This is a genomic window from Alteribacter aurantiacus DSM 18675 (assembly GCF_000429705.1).
In the GTDB taxonomy this organism is placed as follows: domain Bacteria; phylum Bacillota; class Bacilli; order Bacillales; family Salisediminibacteriaceae; genus Alteribacter; species Alteribacter aurantiacus.
Map to the genome: position 1 here is coordinate 558853 of NZ_KE386941.1, position 16770 is coordinate 575622.

Annotated in this window: 14 protein-coding genes and 1 riboswitch; of the genes, 8 read left to right on the forward strand and 6 right to left on the reverse strand. The window is 41.8% G+C overall.

Annotated features, from left to right (window positions below):
* Positions 1 to 91 precede the first annotated feature (91 nt).
* Positions 92 to 925, reverse strand: coding sequence for a YqhG family protein (locus G476_RS0106010; protein WP_026689290.1), 834 nt, complete (start codon positions 923 to 925; stop codon positions 92 to 94).
* Entirely contained in the window at positions 903 to 2579 is a 1677-nt protein-coding gene (locus tag G476_RS0106015; protein ID WP_026689291.1) for a DEAD/DEAH box helicase, read from the reverse strand. Before G476_RS0106015 ends, G476_RS0106010 begins: the two co-directional genes overlap by 23 nt.
* A 194-nt stretch (positions 2580 to 2773) precedes the next feature.
* Positions 2774 to 2867: riboswitch (glycine riboswitch) on the forward strand.
* A 216-nt stretch (positions 2868 to 3083) separates the two neighbouring features.
* Between G476_RS0106015 and gcvT the strand changes: the two genes are divergently transcribed.
* The 3 genes from gcvT to gcvPB are packed head-to-tail and all read left to right on the forward strand — an operon-like array spanning position 3084 to position 7015.
* The gene (gene gcvT, locus G476_RS0106025) at positions 3084 to 4184 is read left to right on the forward strand and encodes a glycine cleavage system aminomethyltransferase GcvT (protein WP_425387225.1); all 1101 of its coding nucleotides are present in this window, start codon (positions 3084 to 3086) and stop codon (positions 4182 to 4184) included.
* 30 nt (positions 4185 to 4214) lie between these two features.
* A complete protein-coding gene (gene gcvPA / locus G476_RS0106030) occupies positions 4215 to 5558 on the forward strand; it encodes an aminomethyl-transferring glycine dehydrogenase subunit GcvPA (RefSeq protein WP_026689293.1) in 1344 nt (447 codons plus the stop codon).
* Positions 5555 to 7015 carry an aminomethyl-transferring glycine dehydrogenase subunit GcvPB gene (gcvPB, locus tag G476_RS0106035; protein WP_026689294.1) on the forward strand — a complete coding sequence of 487 codons (1461 nt, stop codon included), beginning with the start codon at positions 5555 to 5557 and terminating at the stop codon, positions 7013 to 7015. The genes gcvPA and gcvPB overlap by 4 nt, the downstream gene beginning before the upstream one ends.
* 171 nt (positions 7016 to 7186) lie before the next feature.
* Here gcvPB and G476_RS0106040 read toward each other — a convergent pair whose 3' ends face one another.
* A complete protein-coding gene (locus tag G476_RS0106040; RefSeq protein ID WP_026689295.1) occupies positions 7187 to 7561 on the reverse strand; it encodes a rhodanese-like domain-containing protein in 375 nt (124 codons plus the stop codon).
* A gap of 212 nt (positions 7562 to 7773) precedes the next feature.
* Between G476_RS0106040 and G476_RS0106045 the strand changes: the two genes are divergently transcribed.
* The 4 genes from G476_RS0106045 to G476_RS0106060 all read left to right on the forward strand — a co-directional run bounded on the left by G476_RS0106045 (position 7774) and on the right by G476_RS0106060 (position 13716).
* Positions 7774 to 8607, forward strand: coding sequence for a lipoate--protein ligase family protein (locus tag G476_RS0106045; protein WP_026689296.1), 834 nt, complete (start codon positions 7774 to 7776; stop codon positions 8605 to 8607).
* Positions 8608 to 9216: 609 nt separating this feature from the next.
* Entirely contained in the window at positions 9217 to 11787 is a 2571-nt protein-coding gene (locus G476_RS0106050; RefSeq protein ID WP_245579636.1) for a vitamin B12-dependent ribonucleotide reductase, read from the forward strand.
* A 202-nt stretch (positions 11788 to 11989) separates the two neighbouring features.
* Positions 11990 to 12421 carry a transcriptional regulator MntR gene (gene mntR / locus G476_RS0106055; RefSeq protein ID WP_026689298.1) on the forward strand — a complete coding sequence of 144 codons (432 nt, stop codon included), beginning with the start codon at positions 11990 to 11992 and terminating at the stop codon, positions 12419 to 12421.
* A gap of 398 nt (positions 12422 to 12819) precedes the next feature.
* A complete protein-coding gene (locus G476_RS0106060; RefSeq protein WP_026689299.1) occupies positions 12820 to 13716 on the forward strand; it encodes a patatin-like phospholipase family protein in 897 nt (298 codons plus the stop codon).
* Here the strand turns inward: G476_RS0106060 and G476_RS0106065 are convergent.
* From G476_RS0106065 to G476_RS0106075, 3 genes are read right to left on the reverse strand one after another with little or no spacing between them, the layout of a single operon-like run.
* Positions 13713 to 14534: a hypothetical protein gene (locus G476_RS0106065; protein ID WP_026689300.1), complete on the reverse strand. Its 822-nt coding sequence runs from the start codon at positions 14532 to 14534 to the stop codon at positions 13713 to 13715. The genes G476_RS0106060 and G476_RS0106065 overlap by 4 nt on opposite strands.
* A 48-nt stretch (positions 14535 to 14582) precedes the next feature.
* The gene (locus tag G476_RS0106070) at positions 14583 to 14978 is read right to left on the reverse strand and encodes a hypothetical protein (protein WP_026689301.1); all 396 of its coding nucleotides are present in this window, start codon (positions 14976 to 14978) and stop codon (positions 14583 to 14585) included.
* Positions 14979 to 15015: 37 nt separating this feature from the next.
* On the reverse strand, positions 15016 to 15966 hold the full coding sequence (locus G476_RS0106075; protein ID WP_026689302.1) for a DUF1385 domain-containing protein: 951 nt from the start codon (positions 15964 to 15966) through the stop codon (positions 15016 to 15018).
* Between the two features lie 235 nt (positions 15967 to 16201).
* On the opposite strand from G476_RS0106075, the gene G476_RS0106080 reads away from it, so the two are divergent.
* Entirely contained in the window at positions 16202 to 16711 is a 510-nt protein-coding gene (locus G476_RS0106080) for a YqhR family membrane protein (protein WP_026689303.1), read from the forward strand.
* The last annotated feature ends 59 nt before the right edge of the window (positions 16712 to 16770 follow it).

The window sequence follows — 16770 nt, forward strand, 5'->3', positions numbered from 1 at the left end:
AAGAATGGTCTTTAACGCGTTCTACACTTGAAACATTCATGATTTGAGGCTTGATTCAGAAGGGAAAACTCCTTTTGAATCAAGCCTCTTTTTATTTTCGGTATGGAAGGATCTTGCGTTTAATGCTAAGAGGATGCTGGTGGAGGTAGAAAAGGCCTCCGTTAATGACGTTCATACTTATTTTTGGATCATACTGGCGCGTAATGGCTTCCTTTTCATTTTCATATGATTCAGGGCGATCGTCTTCATCTGTATAGAACGTTTCCAAAAGGCGCAAATCTTGATTCATTTTCTCAACTGCTTGAGTAGCCCATGTATGGTCCTCTTTTAAAAGTTCATTTTCAAGGTACATGCGAATGCGATTCATACCACTTGCAGGTTTAATGAGGGGAGATACTGTGAAACAATAATCCGGAATTACAGGTTCTAACGGAAGATGGATCATTTGGTCCGCAAACCCATCAACCATTTCTCCATTTACTAAGTTCAACCCAAGGGAAACAAAGCGATCTTTCTTCTTTTCAGCTTCATACGATAGTTTCATGTTGACGTTGAGCCAAGGGAGTAAAGAGATCGAACCATCTGCCAATGTGGTTCGGGCAACCTTTTCATACATTCTCACATGAGAGCCTAGCTCTTTTGCGATTCGGAAAATGTGATGAAGTCTAGGTGCACCGAAGTGAATTCGCTCACCTTTCAAGTCCTCGGGTGCCTTACTGTCGTCTGTAATCAGTGTCAGCTTCATAGGGTTTGGGACCCCGCCGATTTTTTCAAGGTACTGCCAATAAAAAGGGCGATTCATTAAACGCTTGTCCATATCAATACTCAGTTGAATATGTATATGGCCGTCGCTTTCCTCTATGATAGGGCTTTCATTTTCAGTAAAGAATGTTCGGAGATAATTATGCACGTCGGTCTGCAACACGTTCGTTCTCCTCCTCATGAGCATCGATACAAGCTGTTAAATTGTCTAGTTTAATCCGAATTTCACCATCGGACTCGGAGTGGTTGAGTATATTGGAAATGTGCATTTCCAATTCTTCTTCACGCATTTTTTCCAAAATATCATCCAGCTTTCCGATGACTTCCTCAAACAACCCGATTTTTTTGTACAATGTTTTTAGTATATGATCTTCCACTGTATTTGCAACAGCGAAATTATAGATGTGAACATCATGTTCTTGGCCTAAACGATGGATTCGCCCAATTCGTTGTTCAATACGCATGGGATTCCAAGGAAGGTCATAGTTGATCATATGGTGGCAAAACTGAAGATTGATCCCTTCACCACCAGCCTCGGTTGCAATGAGCACTTGAGCTCGATCTTTGAATAACTGTTTCATCCAGTCTTTTTTACTTCGCTTAAAGCCACCTCTAAATGGAACGGCTTTAATACCGTGTTGGGCAAAATACCATTGGAGATAGAGCTGAGTGGCTCGGTACTCTGTAAAAATAATCACTTTGTCATCGATGGATTGAATGAGCTCAAGTGCTTTTTCGGCTTTGGCGTGGCGAGAGACGTTCTCTACCATTGTCATGATCCGCTCTAACTCTTCTTTTAACGCAGGAGCCATATCTTCTTGTCCTAATAGACCTTTTAAGGTCATATATACAGCTTCACGGCTAGAGCAACACTCCCTTTGTAAAGTGAGGACCGTAAAAGGGAACAAACTCCATTGGTATTTATTGCCCCAACGATTTTTTAGAGCTGAGACAGTATCGTATAGTTCTTTTTCCTCTTCTGAAAAGTCGATCTCGACCGTTTTTACGACACGTTTTGGCCAGTCCATTGTAGAGTCGGACCGGCGGTTACGAATCATTACCTTCTGTACAATTTGCCTAAGTTCTTCATGTTGATCAGCGTCTTTAAATTCTTTTGCAAAAGCTTCTTCATTACCTAAGTGCCCGGGCTTTAGTATGGAAATGAGGTGAAACACCTCACTCAATTTGTTTTGCACAGGTGTTGCGGTTAATAAAAGACAAAACTTCTTTTTTAATTGCCTTACGAACTGATAGTTTTTCGTATTTTTGTTTTTAAGTTTATGGGCTTCATCGATAATAATCATATCGTATTCTTGTTCAAAGATCGTTGACCTGTGAGGCTCTCGCTTTGCTGTATCAATAGAGCTGACGATCACATCGCATTGATCCCAAACATAGTGCTTTCGCTGCTCCACAGCAGGGATGTAGAATTTTTGATTCAGTTCACTGCACCACTGAGTGACAAGAGAGGCAGGAACTAAGATAAGCACTTTTTTTACAAGTCCGCGAATCATGTATTCTTTTAAAATAAGACCTGCTTCAATTGTTTTTCCAAGACCTACTTCATCCGCCAAAATGGCTTTTCCATTCATTTCAGTGAGCACTCGCTCGGCTGCTTCCTTCTGATGAGGGAAGATGCTTAGATGAGGGAGGTGTGATGGAGCTCTTAATCCTTCAAACTCTTCGATAAGCAACTCTTTCTCAGCTTCGATTGCCATTTTATACATTTGCCAGTTTTCCCACGGGCCGTTTTGTTCCACTCGTTCGATAAGGGAACTTGTCCATTCTTCATCAAAGATGATTTTAGGGGAGTGCATGGATGATGGCTCCTTTCCAATAAAAAGTAGTGCTCCTATTTGAAATTGTCAAACGATGTTATTGCCAACTAAAATAAGATAGTGATACCATAGAGATGCAACGGATTTTATCTAATAGTAGCTTTTCCAATTCCATAATTTCTATGAAAAAGAGAACGTTCCTAATTCAGTTTGGTTAATTACATATCAGGCGAATGAAAGCAAGGGGAGAGATCGCGACAGACGCGACGCCGAAGGAGCAAACAGAAACCTGTGAATCTCTCAGGCAAAAAAGACTCTTGCTAGACGCAACTCTGGAAAGAGCCCGACTTTTGGGCCACCCATGGGGACACTTTCTTTATGAAAGGAAACTCTCAGGTACATCAGACAGAGACCTCACCTACTTTTAGGGAGGTCTCTGTCTTTTTTTATGGAAAAAGCTAAGATTATCGCGTTAAAAAAGAACGAGAAGCTTTGGACTGATTTATTCGTGGAAGCGCGAACAAAAAGTGGAGGTGCATGATGATGGGGAACAAGACACCATTGTATGATGTGTACAAAGATCAAGCGAAAACGATTGACTTTGGGGGATGGGATTTACCTGTTCAATTTTCAAGCATCAAAGAAGAGCACGAAGCGGTACGTACGAAAGCAGGTTTATTCGATGTGTCCCATATGGGAGAAATTGATGTAAAAGGTTCTGGTGCAGAAGCTTTTTTACAAAGTGTACTTACAAATGACGTAGAAAAGTTAAAAACAAACGGTTGTCAATATACAGCCATGTGTTATGAAAGTGGTGGAACGGTAGATGACCTTGTTTATTATAAACGGGGAGAGGGAGACTACCTTCTTGTTGTGAACGCCTCCAATATCGAAAAGGACTATGACTGGTTGGTTTCTCGTATTGAAGGGTTTGAAAACGTAGAGGTGACAAACGTAAGCGATGACTATGCTCAAATCGCGATCCAAGGCCCTCTTGCTGAACAAATCCTTCAAAAAGAAACAGACACGGACCTTTCTGAGATCACTTTCTTCAAATTTCGTGATGGTGTAAAGATCGGGTCAATTGAAGCTCTTGTATCACGGACCGGTTATACAGGGGAAGACGGATTCGAGATTTATTGTAGCCCTGAAGATGCTAGAGCGCTATGGAACCTTCTCCTACAAACAGGTAAAGAAGAAGGAATCCAACCTTGTGGGCTTGGTTCTAGAGACACCCTTCGTTTTGAAGCGCGTCTTGCCCTTTACGGTCAGGAATTAACAAACGACATCACGCCAATTGAAGCAGGAATCGGCTTCGCTGTTAAAACCGATAAAGAGGCTGATTTCGTTGGGAAAAGTGTATTAAAAGAACAAAAAGAATCAGGGCTAAAACGTAAACTCGTAGGCCTTGAAATGATTGATAAAGGAATTCCTCGAACAGACTACGAGGTGTTCAATACAGATGGGGAGAACATCGGGTTTGTGACTACCGGAACACAATCTCCAACATTAAAGAAAAACGTCGGTCTTGCCATTCTTGACAAGGCATATACGGCCCTTGATACAGAGGTAGAAGTACAAGTTCGTAAACGCCGCCTAAAAGCCAAAGTGGTCGCCACACCATTTTATAAACGATCCAACTAGAGTGAGACGAAGAGGAAGGGGAGAAACATCATGACATTTCGCTATTTACCAATGACGGATAAAGATTTGCAAGAAATGATGGGGACGATTGGAATCGATTCTGTAGAAGAGTTGTTTCAAGACATTCCCAAGGATGTTCGTTACGATGGAGAACTAAAAATAGAGAAGGCATTAGATGAAATAGCTTTGGTCAAAGAGATGCAGCGTCTTGCAAACCGTAACTTCAACTCAAAGGATTACCCGTCCTTTTTAGGAGCAGGGGTTTATGAGCACTACATTCCTTCTATCGTAAATCACGTGATAGGAAGGTCTGAATTTTACACTGCCTACACGCCTTACCAACCGGAGATTTCACAAGGTGAACTCCAAGCCATTTTTGAATTTCAAACGATGATTGCAGAACTTACAGGCATGGATCTTGCCAATTCGTCCATGTATGATGGTCCGACTGCCCTGGCTGAAGCGGGAATGATGAGTGCCGGTCATACAAAAAAGAAAACGATTCTCGTTTCTGAAACGGTTCACCCAGAAGCCCGTGAAGTTCTTGTGTCAAATGCAAAAGGACAAGGTATTCAGGTAGTAGAGATCCGTGAAAAAGATGGCGTAACCGACATTGACCATTTAAAAGAACTTTATTCTAATGAAGTCGCAAGTGTCATTGTTCAATACCCGAACTTCCTTGGAAATGTTGAGGATTTAAAAGCGATTGAAGAAATCGCACATCAAGAAAAAGCGCTGCTTGTTGTATCTTCCAACCCAGTAAGTTTGGGCGTTTTACAACCTCCTGGGGCCTTTAACGCAGATGTAGTTGTTGGAGATGCGCAACCGTTCGGGATTCCGGCACAACTTGGGGGACCACACTGCGGTTATTTTGCTACAACTAAAAAACTAATGAGAAAAGTTCCCGGTCGTCTTGTAGGCCAGACTACAGATGACAAAGGACAGCGAGGGTTTGTATTGACCCTTCAAGCACGGGAGCAACATATCCGTCGTGAAAAAGCGACAAGTAACATCTGTTCGAATCAAGCATTGAATGCGTTGGGAGCAAGCGTAGCCATGACCGCCCTTGGCAAGAACGGTGTAAAGGAAATGGCTTATCAAAACATCCAAAAAGCGCACTATGCGAAAGAAAAGTTGATTGAAGCAGGTGTAGAAGTCATCAATGGTACGCCGTTCTTTAATGAGTTTGCAGTAAAATTACAAAAACCTGTGAGTGAAGTGAATGACATGTTGCTAGAAGAAGGGATGATTGGTGGCTTTGAACTTTCTCGCCACTACCCAGATAAAGAAAATCAAATGCTACTGGCATTCACAGAGCTTCGTACAAAAGAAGAAATCGATCGTTTAGCAACTGCATTGGGGGGAGTAAAATGAGTAACGAAAACCAAGCACTGATTTTCGAACTAAGTCAAGAGGGCCGCATCGGGCATAGCCTACCGGAGTTGGATATCCCTGAAAAGAGTCTTGATGACTTGCTCCCTGAATCGTTTCAACGAAGTGTTGATGCTGAACTTCCTGAAGTATCGGAACTTCAAATCATGCGTCATTATACAGCCCTTTCAAAACGTAACCATGGTGTAGACTCAGGATTTTATCCTCTAGGGTCTTGTACGATGAAATACAATCCGAAAATAAACGAAGACGTAGCACGATATCCTGGTTTTTCTCACATCCATCCATACCAAGAAGAAGGCACGATCCAAGGTGCTCTTGAGTTGATGCATAAGCTTCAGACGTCTCTTGAAGAGATCACCGGGATGGATCAAGTGACTCTTCAACCCGCAGCGGGCGCTCATGGTGAATGGACAGGATTGATGCTCATCCGTGCCTATCACGAAGCTAATGGTGACTTTAATCGTACGAAAGTAATCGTGCCCGATTCGGCTCATGGAACAAACCCTGCTAGTGCAGTTGTAGCTGGTTTTGAAGCTGTTACGGTTCGTTCAAACGAGCGTGGAATCGTTGACTTGGATCACCTTCGTGAAGTGGTTGGAGAAGACACAGCTGCTCTTATGCTTACAAATCCGAACACATTAGGTTTGTTTGAAGAAGAGATTGTTGAAATGGCTTCCATTGTCCATGAAGCAGGCGGAAAGCTTTATTATGATGGTGCCAATTCAAATGCAATCTTGGGAATCACACGCCCAGGTGATATGGGCTTTGACGTGGTTCACTTAAACTTGCATAAAACGTTCACAACCCCTCACGGAGGTGGTGGACCAGGATCCGGACCTGTAGGTGTAAAGAGTGACCTTGTTCCTTATTTGCCGACGCCGCTCGTTATTAAAGACGGTGAGAAATACCGTTTTGAATACAATGTTCCAGAATCAATTGGACGTGTAAAGCCATATTACGGAAACTTCGGTATTAATGTACGTGCGTATACGTACATCCGAACAATGGGGCCAGTGGGTCTTCGTAAAGTATCTGAATACGCTGTACTAAATGCTAACTATATGTTCAGAAAGCTCGAACCATACTTTGATGCCCCTTATAAACAGCATTGTAAACATGAATTCGTTCTTTCCGGTCGCAGGCAGAAAAAACTTGGAGTCCGTACGTTGGACATGGCAAAACGACTGCTGGATTTCGGCTATCACCCACCAACGATTTACTTCCCGCTTAATGTGGAAGAGTGTCTCATGATTGAACCGACGGAAACGGAATCAAAAGAGACGTTGGATGAATTCATTGAAGCGATGATTCAAATTGCAAAAGAAGCAGAAGAAAATCCTGAAATCGTACAAGAAGCTCCTCATACGACCGTGATTGGTCGTATGGACGAGACAACGGCAGCGCGAAAGCCGATCTTACGATATACAAAAAATTAAAAAACAGAATGAAAGCAGGTGCCACTTGTCCTTTGGATAAGTGGCCTGTTTTGAATAAAGGTCCGACTCAAAGGTGGTGATTGACCTTTGGATCTATCTTTTTGTTAAAACAACCGGACCTTAAGTAGAGCTAACAAAAAAGAGACCGCTTTTTTAACGGTCTCTTGACTTTTACTTTTTAATTTTACCTGTCCACTTACGGAAGCCGCCCTTAAGCTGGACGATATCCTCTGCACCACGCTTTTTTTTCAAGACTTTCGCAGCCTGGATGCAACGGGCACCTGATTGACAATAGATGTATACAGGCTTGTCCGGTCGAATCTCGGTTTGCCGTTGGCGAAGTTGAGATAACGGGATGTTACGGGCACCTAAAATGTGTCCTGTTTTAAATTCTTTTTCCTCTCGAATATCTACAAGTTGTGCTTTTCGATAGTCTTTCTTGAATTCTTCTGTTTCCATTGAGCGTAGGTATTTAGGTTTGATTACACGGGAAACGATAAAGAATACAAGAAGAACCGTTGTGATGGCAAGAATCCATGGTGTCATCGTTCGTATTCCACTCCTTCAAAATCATAATACAATGAGTTCTCCTAGAGTAATGATATATTGAAATGGGACAAACTGCAATCGTATTGAACGAACCTTTTGTTTTGTCATGATATTTTCGTTATGATGGATAGGACCTATTTAGTAAGAAGGCACTGAAAAAGATCGGTCTTTACCTTTTTTCAGTAACTTCAGTAAAGTGAGGGACCAACATGAAAGAAAAATGGCTTTATATCGATTCGGGGGATCAAAGTCCCTATTATAACATGGCACTGGATGAAAAATTGATGGACTGGCATAGAAGAGGCCTCATTCCTCCTGTGGTAAGGTTTTATGGATGGAATCCGCCTACCTTATCAGTCGGTTACTTTCAAAAAGCGAAAAAAGAGATTGATATGGAAGCGGTAAAAAAGCACGAACTAGGTTTTGTGAGAAGGCCAACAGGCGGTAGGGCCGTTTTACACGAAGATGAACTTACATACAGCGTCATCATCAGTGAGAGTCACCCCGAAATGCCAGAGACTGTAACAGAAGCGTATCGTGTAATATCTCAAGGGCTACTTGAAGGATTTTTGGAGCTTGGGCTGGATGCGGGGTTTTCTATACCGCGTACAGAAGAAGAGCGAAACAATTTGAAAAACCCGAGGTCCGCCGTTTGCTTTGATGCATCATCGTGGTACGAACTCGTTGTAGAAGGAAGAAAAATAGCAGGGAGTGCTCAAACCCGCCAAAAAGGCGTGATCCTGCAGCACGGCTCTATCATTTTGTCCATGGATGAAGACAAGCTCTTTGATGTATTTGTATATCCGAATGAACGTGTGAGAGAACGGATGCAGCGCAGCTTCAAAAACAAAGCTGTAGCCATTGAAGAGCTTTTAGGTGAAAAGGTACCAATGAATCGGGCGAAAAAAGTGTTCAGGGATGGCTTTGAAAAAGGATTGAACATTTCTTTGGAAGAGATGACGCTCACACAAGAGCAAGAAGATGAAGTACATGCCTTGATCGATCAAAAATATGGAACTGATGAATGGAATTATAAATCTTAGGTGACTAGGGGATGCCATTGTACCTTGCCTCGCTTTCAGGAAACTGGAGTGAGGCATTTTGTGTTTAGGATACCTTTTTCAATAAGTAACCCTCTTTTTCGTTCACTTCAGAGCTTACTAGCTCAAGGTCCTTTTATCCGGTCAGATAGTACGATAAAGCAGCTTCAATCTTATAGGGTGTAGTGCTCTAAAATTAACTTAATTTGGCCCCTTCGTTTTTATTTTCAACAAGGCAAAAGTGTGGTACCATTTCTTCTTGCATTGAAATTATCGGAGCCATTTACAAGGTGTAAAGAATAAAAAAAGCAATCAATAAAATTGGCCAAAATTGACGATTTTTAAGAAAAGATGTCCTTTTTTCTCGTTTTTTCTTCCTTGTTTAACCGATTTCAAAGTTGACAAAATGATTTGCTGTCTAACTAAACGCAATATATAGTATTTGAACAAAAATGTTTACCACTATATATTGATGGGTACAGAAAACTGTGGTAAGCTTAAACAAGATTAAATACACCAAAGATTACCAGTCGTCACCTATATATAGGTGACGACTGACTCTTTCACAACAAGATGTGCTATATGTTAATGAACTAGATAACAAAGGGGAGAATGCATGTGACAACGTTTATGTCTGCTATGTCGATTAATGTTGAGGAACTGAATCGAGATATTGAGCAGTTCCCGCAAGTGTTTCCAATTACTCCTGAGATGAACAAAAAGAAAAGTGGAGTATCTCGATTGGTCATGCTGGACCGCTATACGTTTAAAGATACGGAGAAGAAAACGCTCAAAGCAGGAGACTTTGTGGTACTAACGGTTAAAGCCGATCCTAAATTTCCTGCAAGGGGATACGGTTACGTGTTAGAAGTAGATTGGGAGAAAAGTAAAGCGAAAATTCGCGTAGACGATGAGTTTTTGGGCGTACTTGATAATCAAGAGGAAAAAGAATCTGGCGTTGTAACGCGCTCTCTCGATACGATCGATAAACCTCTGGAGATTTACTATGAACAAATCGCCAAGCGGAATGCAAGAGGGCTTTCTGAAGTAGAGACGGATCCGGTAAAACGTGAGGAGAGCTTTCATAAATTTTATCATGAACTTGTGAACATGAACTTTGTACCGGCTGGACGAGTCCTTTACGGTGCAGGTGCTGAAACGGATGTTACTTACTTTAACTGCTACGTTATGCCATTCGTTGCAGATTCCCGTGAAGGCATTTCCGAACATAGAAAACAAGTAATGGAGATTATGAGCCGGGGTGGCGGTGTCGGAACGAACGGATCCACCTTAAGACCACGCAATACGTTGGCTCGAGGTGTTAATGGCAAGTCGTCAGGATCTGTGTCATGGTTAGATGACATTGCGAAATTGACGCACTTAGTTGAACAAGGTGGCTCTAGACGGGGAGCACAAATGATCATGCTATCTGATTGGCACCCCGATATTTTGGAGTTCATCATCTCAAAAATGCAAAACCCTCGTATTTTGCGATACTTACTGGAAAATACAGAGGATGAGCAAATTCGCAATCTCGTAAAAGACAAGCTGAAGTTCACGCCGCTAACTGAAGTAGAAGAAGCGATGTACCAAAGCATCGTGAACTATAAATCCATTGAAGGACAAGGTGGGTTTGATGGTAAAGTCATCGCTGAAGCTGAAGAGAAGCTTCGTACAGGCGGTACTTATACCGTAAATAACTCGGAATTCTTAACGGGTGCAAATATCAGTGTTTGTATCACGAAGGAATTCATGGAAGCTGTTGAAAACGACAAGGAGTACGCTCTACGCTTCCCTGATGTAGAAAACTACTCAAAAGAGGAAATGGAAGCTTATAATCGTGACTGGCAAGAATATGGTGACGTTCGTGAGTGGGAATCAATCGGTTTTGGCGTTCGAACATATCGTACGATCAAAGCAAAAGAGCTTTGGAACTTGATTAACGTATGTGCGACGTATTCAGCGGAACCGGGCATTTTCTTTATCGACAATGCGAACGAAAAAACAAACGCTAGTGCCTATGGACAAAAAGTGGTTGCAACAAACCCGTGTGGGGAACAACCTCTCGCTCCATATTCTGTGTGCAATTTAGCAGCCGTCAACTTGGCTGAAATGGCGGACAAAGAAACAAAAACGGTAGATTTTGAAAAACTGAAGCAAACCGTAGCAACCGGCGTGCGTATGCAAGATAACGTGATTGATGCGACTCCGTACTTTTTGGAACAAAACACGAAGCAAGCTAAAGGAGAGCGTCGTGTAGGGCTTGGTGTAATGGGACTTCATGACTTATTGATCCATACGGAAACAGTGTATGGTTCAGAAAAAGGCAATGATTTGATCGATAAGATTTTCGAAACGATTGCGACGACCGCGTATCGAACGAGCATTGCACTTGCGAAGGAAAAAGGAAGCTTTCCCTTCCTAGTCGGAGAAACAAAAGAAAATACAAAGGTCCTTCGAGAGGCGTATGCAAACACGGGTTATATGCAAGGGATGCCCGATGACATCCGTGAAGGTGTGAAAGAGTACGGTATTCGTAACTCTCACCTCTTGACTGTGGCTCCCACGGGGTCCACTGGGACAATGGTTGGAGTCAGTACTGGCCTTGAACCATATTTTTCTTTCTCCTATTTCCGAAGTGGGCGTTTAGGGAAGTTTATCGAAGTAAAAGCAGAAATACTCCAAGAATACTTGGATAAAAATCCAAACGTTAATCCAACTGAACTACCTGAATGGTTTGTTTCAAGTATGGAACTCTCACCGGAAGCTCACGCTGATGTTCAGTGTGTGATCCAACGTTGGGTTGACAGCTCACTCAGTAAAACAGTAAACGCTCCAAGAGGGTATACTGTTGACCAAGTGAAATCCGTTTATGAGCGCCTTTATAACGGGGGAGCAAAAGGTGGGACTGTCTATGTTGACGGAAGTCGTGATTCTCAAGTTCTTACGCTTAAGGCGGAAGAGAATGACATGAACGATACAACTGAAAAGTTGTCCGATCATGCAGAAGAAAGAGGAAAAGTTGTTCTCGTAGATACGATTTCAGACTTGCGCTCTACATCTGTTAAATACGGCAACGAAGTGGGAGACAAGTGCCCGGTTTGTCGTAAAGGAACGGTAGAAGACATTGGTGGATGCAATACATGTACAAACTGTAATGCGCAGTTGAAGTGCGGACTTTAAAATAAATTAGAGGCTGTTTATTGGACAACATACGTCCAAGATAAGCAGCCTCTTTTCTTCTGCACCGGAGTGAGGTAGTCCCAGTGTTTAATTTATAGTATACTTAGTAATAGAGAAAAGACTGTTTTTGCTTTCAAGTACACTGCTCCGTATTCGCTTTGGATCAGGGTTTCTTGAACGGGGGACGTTTGGAGGGGACAGTATGCCAACACCGAGTATGGAAGATTACTTGGAGCGAATTTACCTGTTAATTGAAGATAAAGGATATGCCAGAGTATCAGATATCGCTGAGCAGCTTGAAGTGCATCCATCATCAGTTACAAAAATGGTTCAAAAGCTTGATAAGAAAGAATACTTAATATACGAAAAGTACCGAGGCCTCGTCCTAACACCTAAAGGAAAAAAAATAGGCAAGCGTCTTGTTTATCGTCATGAACTACTCGAAGAATTCATGAGGATCATTGGTGTTGACGGAGAAACCATTTATCAAGATGTGGAAGGGATCGAGCACCACTTGAGTTGGGATGCGATCGATCGGATTGGTGACTTGGTACAATATTTCGATGAAGAACCAAAACGTGTGAACGACCTTCGTGATGTTCAAAAGAAAAGTGAAGAAATGGAGCAATCATAACGAGTGTTATGATTGCTTTTTTTTGATTTTGAAAAAAGGCGGCTATGAGTTTCATTGGCTTGGTACATTTGTCCATCAAATTTTGAATTTGACAATCGAGTTGCGGCGTTTGTTCATCGACTTTGGGATTTATCAATCGAGATGCGGCGTTTGTTCATCGACTTTTGGAATTTATCAATCGAGTTGCGGTGTTTGTTCATTGACTTTAGAATTTATCAATCAAGTTGCCGCGTTTGTCCATCGACTTTACACTTTTCAAATCACCCTACAATAGTACCTCCAGGTTAAAAGAAATGATCTTGAAAAGAAAAAAATAACCAGTAGACGAGCTTATGAGCTAAAAAACGAGCATTTTTTCTGCCGTTTCTCTTTACAATGGAATAAAGGAGGAGTGGCCTGTGAAAGTGGATGGCGTTTTTGCTGGCGGAGGTGTGCGAGCGCTTGCGTTTGTAGGGGCCCTCAACGCTCTTGAAAAGAAAGGTATTGAATTTGAAAGGATTGCGGGTACAAGTGCAGGAGCAATAACGGGAGCTTTTATCAAAGCCGGTTTTTCGGGAGAAGAAATCGTTAGCCTCTTTGAAGAAATGGATTTAAGGCAATTGTTAGACCCAAGAAAGTCTATGTTTCCTCTCCCATTTATTAGATGGCTCACCATGTACAGGAAGATCGGACTATATAAGGGAAGTGAGTTTGAAAAATGGCTTGTTGACACCTTAAAGAAAAAAGGGGTTTCCACTTTTGCCGATCTACCTCCTGGCTCGTTAAAAATGGTGGCATCAGACATAACAAATGGTCGGATTGTGGTTTTACCAGACGACCTTCCGTTATATGGGCGAATTCCTGAGAAGTTCTCTGTTGCACGAGCGATTCGAATGAGTTGCAGTATCCCCTTTTTCTTTGAACCTGTAAAAATCTACGATGGTACCGGTAAACCTTCTTATGTGGTGGATGGTGGTGTTTTAAGTAACTTCCCAATGTGGGTGTTTAAGAAGAGAAATCAAAAAAGGCTAACAAGACCCGTATTGGGGTTTAGGTTGAGCCCGACGCTGGAAGAAGAAATGGCCAGTCCTCGCAAAATTAAGAATGCTATGCAATTTACTTATGCGATGGTGGAAACGATGAGGACTGCACACGACCAGCGTTATATAGCAAGAGACTTGGCAAAAGATATCGTATTCATCCCTGTTAAAGATGTGAAGACAACGGATTTTTCACTAAGTGATGATCAAAAAGCAAGCTTGATTCAGTTGGGGGAAGACAGTACAACGATTTTTTTAAAGCATTGGAGTAACTAACGATTCTTTATCACATCGGCAATGCCATCTTGTTGATACAATTTCGTTAAAACAAGGAGAGTAGGAACAATCAAAGTAATCCATAATCCGATGATTAACCCCATTGTAAATAAAGGAAGAGGCATCCAAGAAAAAAGTATGGGAGAAAAAATCTTTACTAATGCGATTCCGACTAAACCAATACCGCAACCGGTGATCCTTGACCTAAAGCTGGCAGATGGAATACTCATACGAACTTTAATAAATTCAAGGGAGATCCCTACACCTGCTCCAAGTAGATACCCCGTGTGAAGGAGTGCCTGTGTGTTTGGATAAATCAAAGCAACCAGAAATACAGGCAAAATGATGGCAAAAGCCATTATGTAACGATCGGGCATGGCTCCAATCCAATCGAAGCTGCGGTAAAACCCATACACAATGAAGCCGCCGATTAATATGGCACCAACAATAGAGAAGACAGACGATTGAGTAAAAAACAAAAACGTGATGGAAAAGGCAAGGATGGGTGCGACACAAGCAACAAGCTCGAGCCTATTACGAGTAAGTGGGATGAAAAAGGAAAAGAATGTCATGACAGCTTGGACGGGGAGGTGAGTTAAAGGTACCCAATTGTTCCCGATAATTAACCCTGGGAAAAATAGCTGGATAATGTGGCTAATGGTGACCGAGAATGACAGAAGAAAAAAGAGTTGAAAGCCAATCGTTTTATTAATAGCCCAAAAAATGAGGCCGATTAAAACGAGAAAGATGATATCAAGTTCGGTAACGAGTGTAAACTCTGAAGATAAATATGGAAGTGATTCGTTTAATCCAGTCATGGCACTACCTCCTCAAGACGAGAAAATCGAAGAAAAAGAACCAAGCGATTAGAATAATGCTCGGTTCTTTTTCTTACTCTTATTCTTCTTTCCCTCAATTACACGAAGTTGAACGTCAGATTGACGTTTAATAAGTGGTCTTTGACTTCGCTTTTTTTCCTGCTTAGCTTTCTTTTGTTTAGCTGCTTTAAAAGAAGGCGTTCGATTACCTGATCTAGCTTGTGTTTTGTAAGCATTAGCGGACATTTGTCTGCCATAATTGGCCTGGGATAACCTGGGCATAACAATGTTTTTAAACAATAAATACAAAAGCGTTGCAACCCCAACCATAACCAGCATGCTAACGAAGAATCCTCGGGGGTCTGTTACTAGGTTGCTACCAATACCTAAAAGAGCCAAACCAAACATGACAAGTAACAAGGGATGAAAAGACTGGCGAAGCATAAATCCACCTCCAAGATGTTTTGTCATTTTCCTTTTATCATACGATACGGTCTTCCAAATTATCCTTCGAAAAGGCGTCGTCCCGCTTTCTCATTTCTTCAAAAGAAGCAATTGCAACTTCTACTTGATCATCTTTTGGCTCTTTTGTTGTCAGAAGTTGTAGCCAAAGACCTGGATAACCAAGCCATCTTAGAGCTGGAACGTGACGAACCTTGTTGGTTAATTGTAATACTTCATATGAAGCACCAAGAACAACAGGAATGAGTGCAATTCGGTAGGTCAATCTTTCCCATAAAGGTTCTGAAGGTACAGCCAAATAAATAAATACACCGACAATGACGGTAAAGAGAATGAAACTGCTACCACATCGGTAATGCAACCGTGACTGGGCTTGTACATTTTCTACGGTTAGTGATTTATTGTTTTCAAAAGCGTTGATTACTTTATGCTCTGCCCCGTGATACTGAAATACCCGTCTAATCATGGGGGTCAAGCTTATTAAGTAAATGTAGGTTAAAAGGAAAACCAATTTTATAAAGCCCTCTATTAAGTTTTGAGCGACATGACCGGGGAAAATGGGTCTAAATAGCTCTGCTAGCGTGGCAGGGAGAGCCGTAAAAACCAATTTTCCGAAGATGAACGAAAGTACGCCTACCGCGGCTACTCCCAAAACCATCGTCAATTTTGACGTTTGTTCGACGGTTTCAATATTGTCATCATCCTTTGGATCAACGTCATACCGTTCAGTTGAGAAATTGAGGTGTTTTGTTCCATTGGCACTTGCTTCAACAATAGCGGCCACACCTCGCACAAAAGGAATTTTTTTCAGTTTTTCAACCCAAGGTCGTTTTTTCTTTTTAACCTCAAAAAAATCGAGCGTGTTATCTGTTCGACGGATTGCAGTTACTGTTGTATGTTTACCGCCAAACATCACTCCTTCCATGACGGCTTGTCCACCGTATGCAGGAGGTTGATTTTGTTTACTCAATGATGTCACCAGCCTATCTTAACTCTATTGTTTATGTTGCTTTATCTTTCTATTCTACATGAATTGTGAAAATACCTCCAATTAGAAGGATGAACTTGCAATAAATACACAGCTACTTTTCCCAAAAAAATGATTTATACTCGGTTAGGTTTTAGGTTTGAGCATTCAAAATCGTGAGCTTGTATAAAGCCTAAAAAAAAATATATCGGACATACTACCCCGTGAGGTGATAAGTATGTCAGAAGAAAACAAGCAAAAAGAACAAGAACAAAAGGAAGAATCCCATTCTTTTAATGGGACGGTTGCGTTGATCGGTTTTTTTGGCGGGCTGTTTTGGAGTATTATAGGGTATGTGGCATTTACATTGAATTTTACCCGGGTGGGGCCAGCCCTGATACTCATGCCATGGGCTCTTCCTGATTGGAAAAATGGATGGCTGGGTCAGTTGGTAGGCATTTTAGCCATTGGTGTTGTATCCATTGGAGTAGCGTTTATTTATCGCCTTATCCTAGCCAAAATCAATAAGCTATGGCCAGGGGTGGTGTTTGGATTTGTCATTTGGGCAATTGTGTTCGGACTATTCAATCCCATGTTTCCAGGGTTAAAACCTCTCAATCAGTTAGACATCAATACAATTACGACGACCCTTTGTTTGTATCTTCTTTATGGGGCTTTTATTGGTTATTCAGTCTCTTACGAATACCATGAGCGCACTGTACATGAAGGTGAATCTATTCAAAGCTGACAAGCTATGGTAGAATGTTCCGTGGAACATTCTATTTTTTATCGATGACGGAGGGCGTG

Bases quoted from the DNA above. Each gene is read 5' to 3' on its own strand.
- G476_RS0106015 (WP_026689291.1), bottom strand. From the start codon at position 2,579: ATGCACTCCCCTAAAATCATCTTTGATGAAGAATGGACAAGTTCCCTT.
- gcvT (WP_425387225.1), top strand. From the start codon at position 3,084: ATGGGGAACAAGACACCATTGTATGATGTGTACAAAGATCAAGCGAAA.
- gcvPA (WP_026689293.1), top strand. From the start codon at position 4,215: ATGACATTTCGCTATTTACCAATGACGGATAAAGATTTGCAAGAAATG.
- gcvPB (WP_026689294.1), top strand. From the start codon at position 5,555: ATGAGTAACGAAAACCAAGCACTGATTTTCGAACTAAGTCAAGAGGGC.
- G476_RS0106040 (WP_026689295.1), bottom strand. From the start codon at position 7,561: ATGACACCATGGATTCTTGCCATCACAACGGTTCTTCTTGTATTCTTT.
- G476_RS0106045 (WP_026689296.1), top strand. From the start codon at position 7,774: ATGAAAGAAAAATGGCTTTATATCGATTCGGGGGATCAAAGTCCCTAT.
- G476_RS0106050 (WP_245579636.1), top strand. From the start codon at position 9,217: ATGCATGTGACAACGTTTATGTCTGCTATGTCGATTAATGTTGAGGAA.
- mntR (WP_026689298.1), top strand. From the start codon at position 11,990: ATGCCAACACCGAGTATGGAAGATTACTTGGAGCGAATTTACCTGTTA.
- G476_RS0106065 (WP_026689300.1), bottom strand. From the start codon at position 14,534: ATGACTGGATTAAACGAATCACTTCCATATTTATCTTCAGAGTTTACA.
- G476_RS0106070 (WP_026689301.1), bottom strand. From the start codon at position 14,978: ATGCTTCGCCAGTCTTTTCATCCCTTGTTACTTGTCATGTTTGGTTTG.
- G476_RS0106080 (WP_026689303.1), top strand. From the start codon at position 16,202: ATGTCAGAAGAAAACAAGCAAAAAGAACAAGAACAAAAGGAAGAATCC.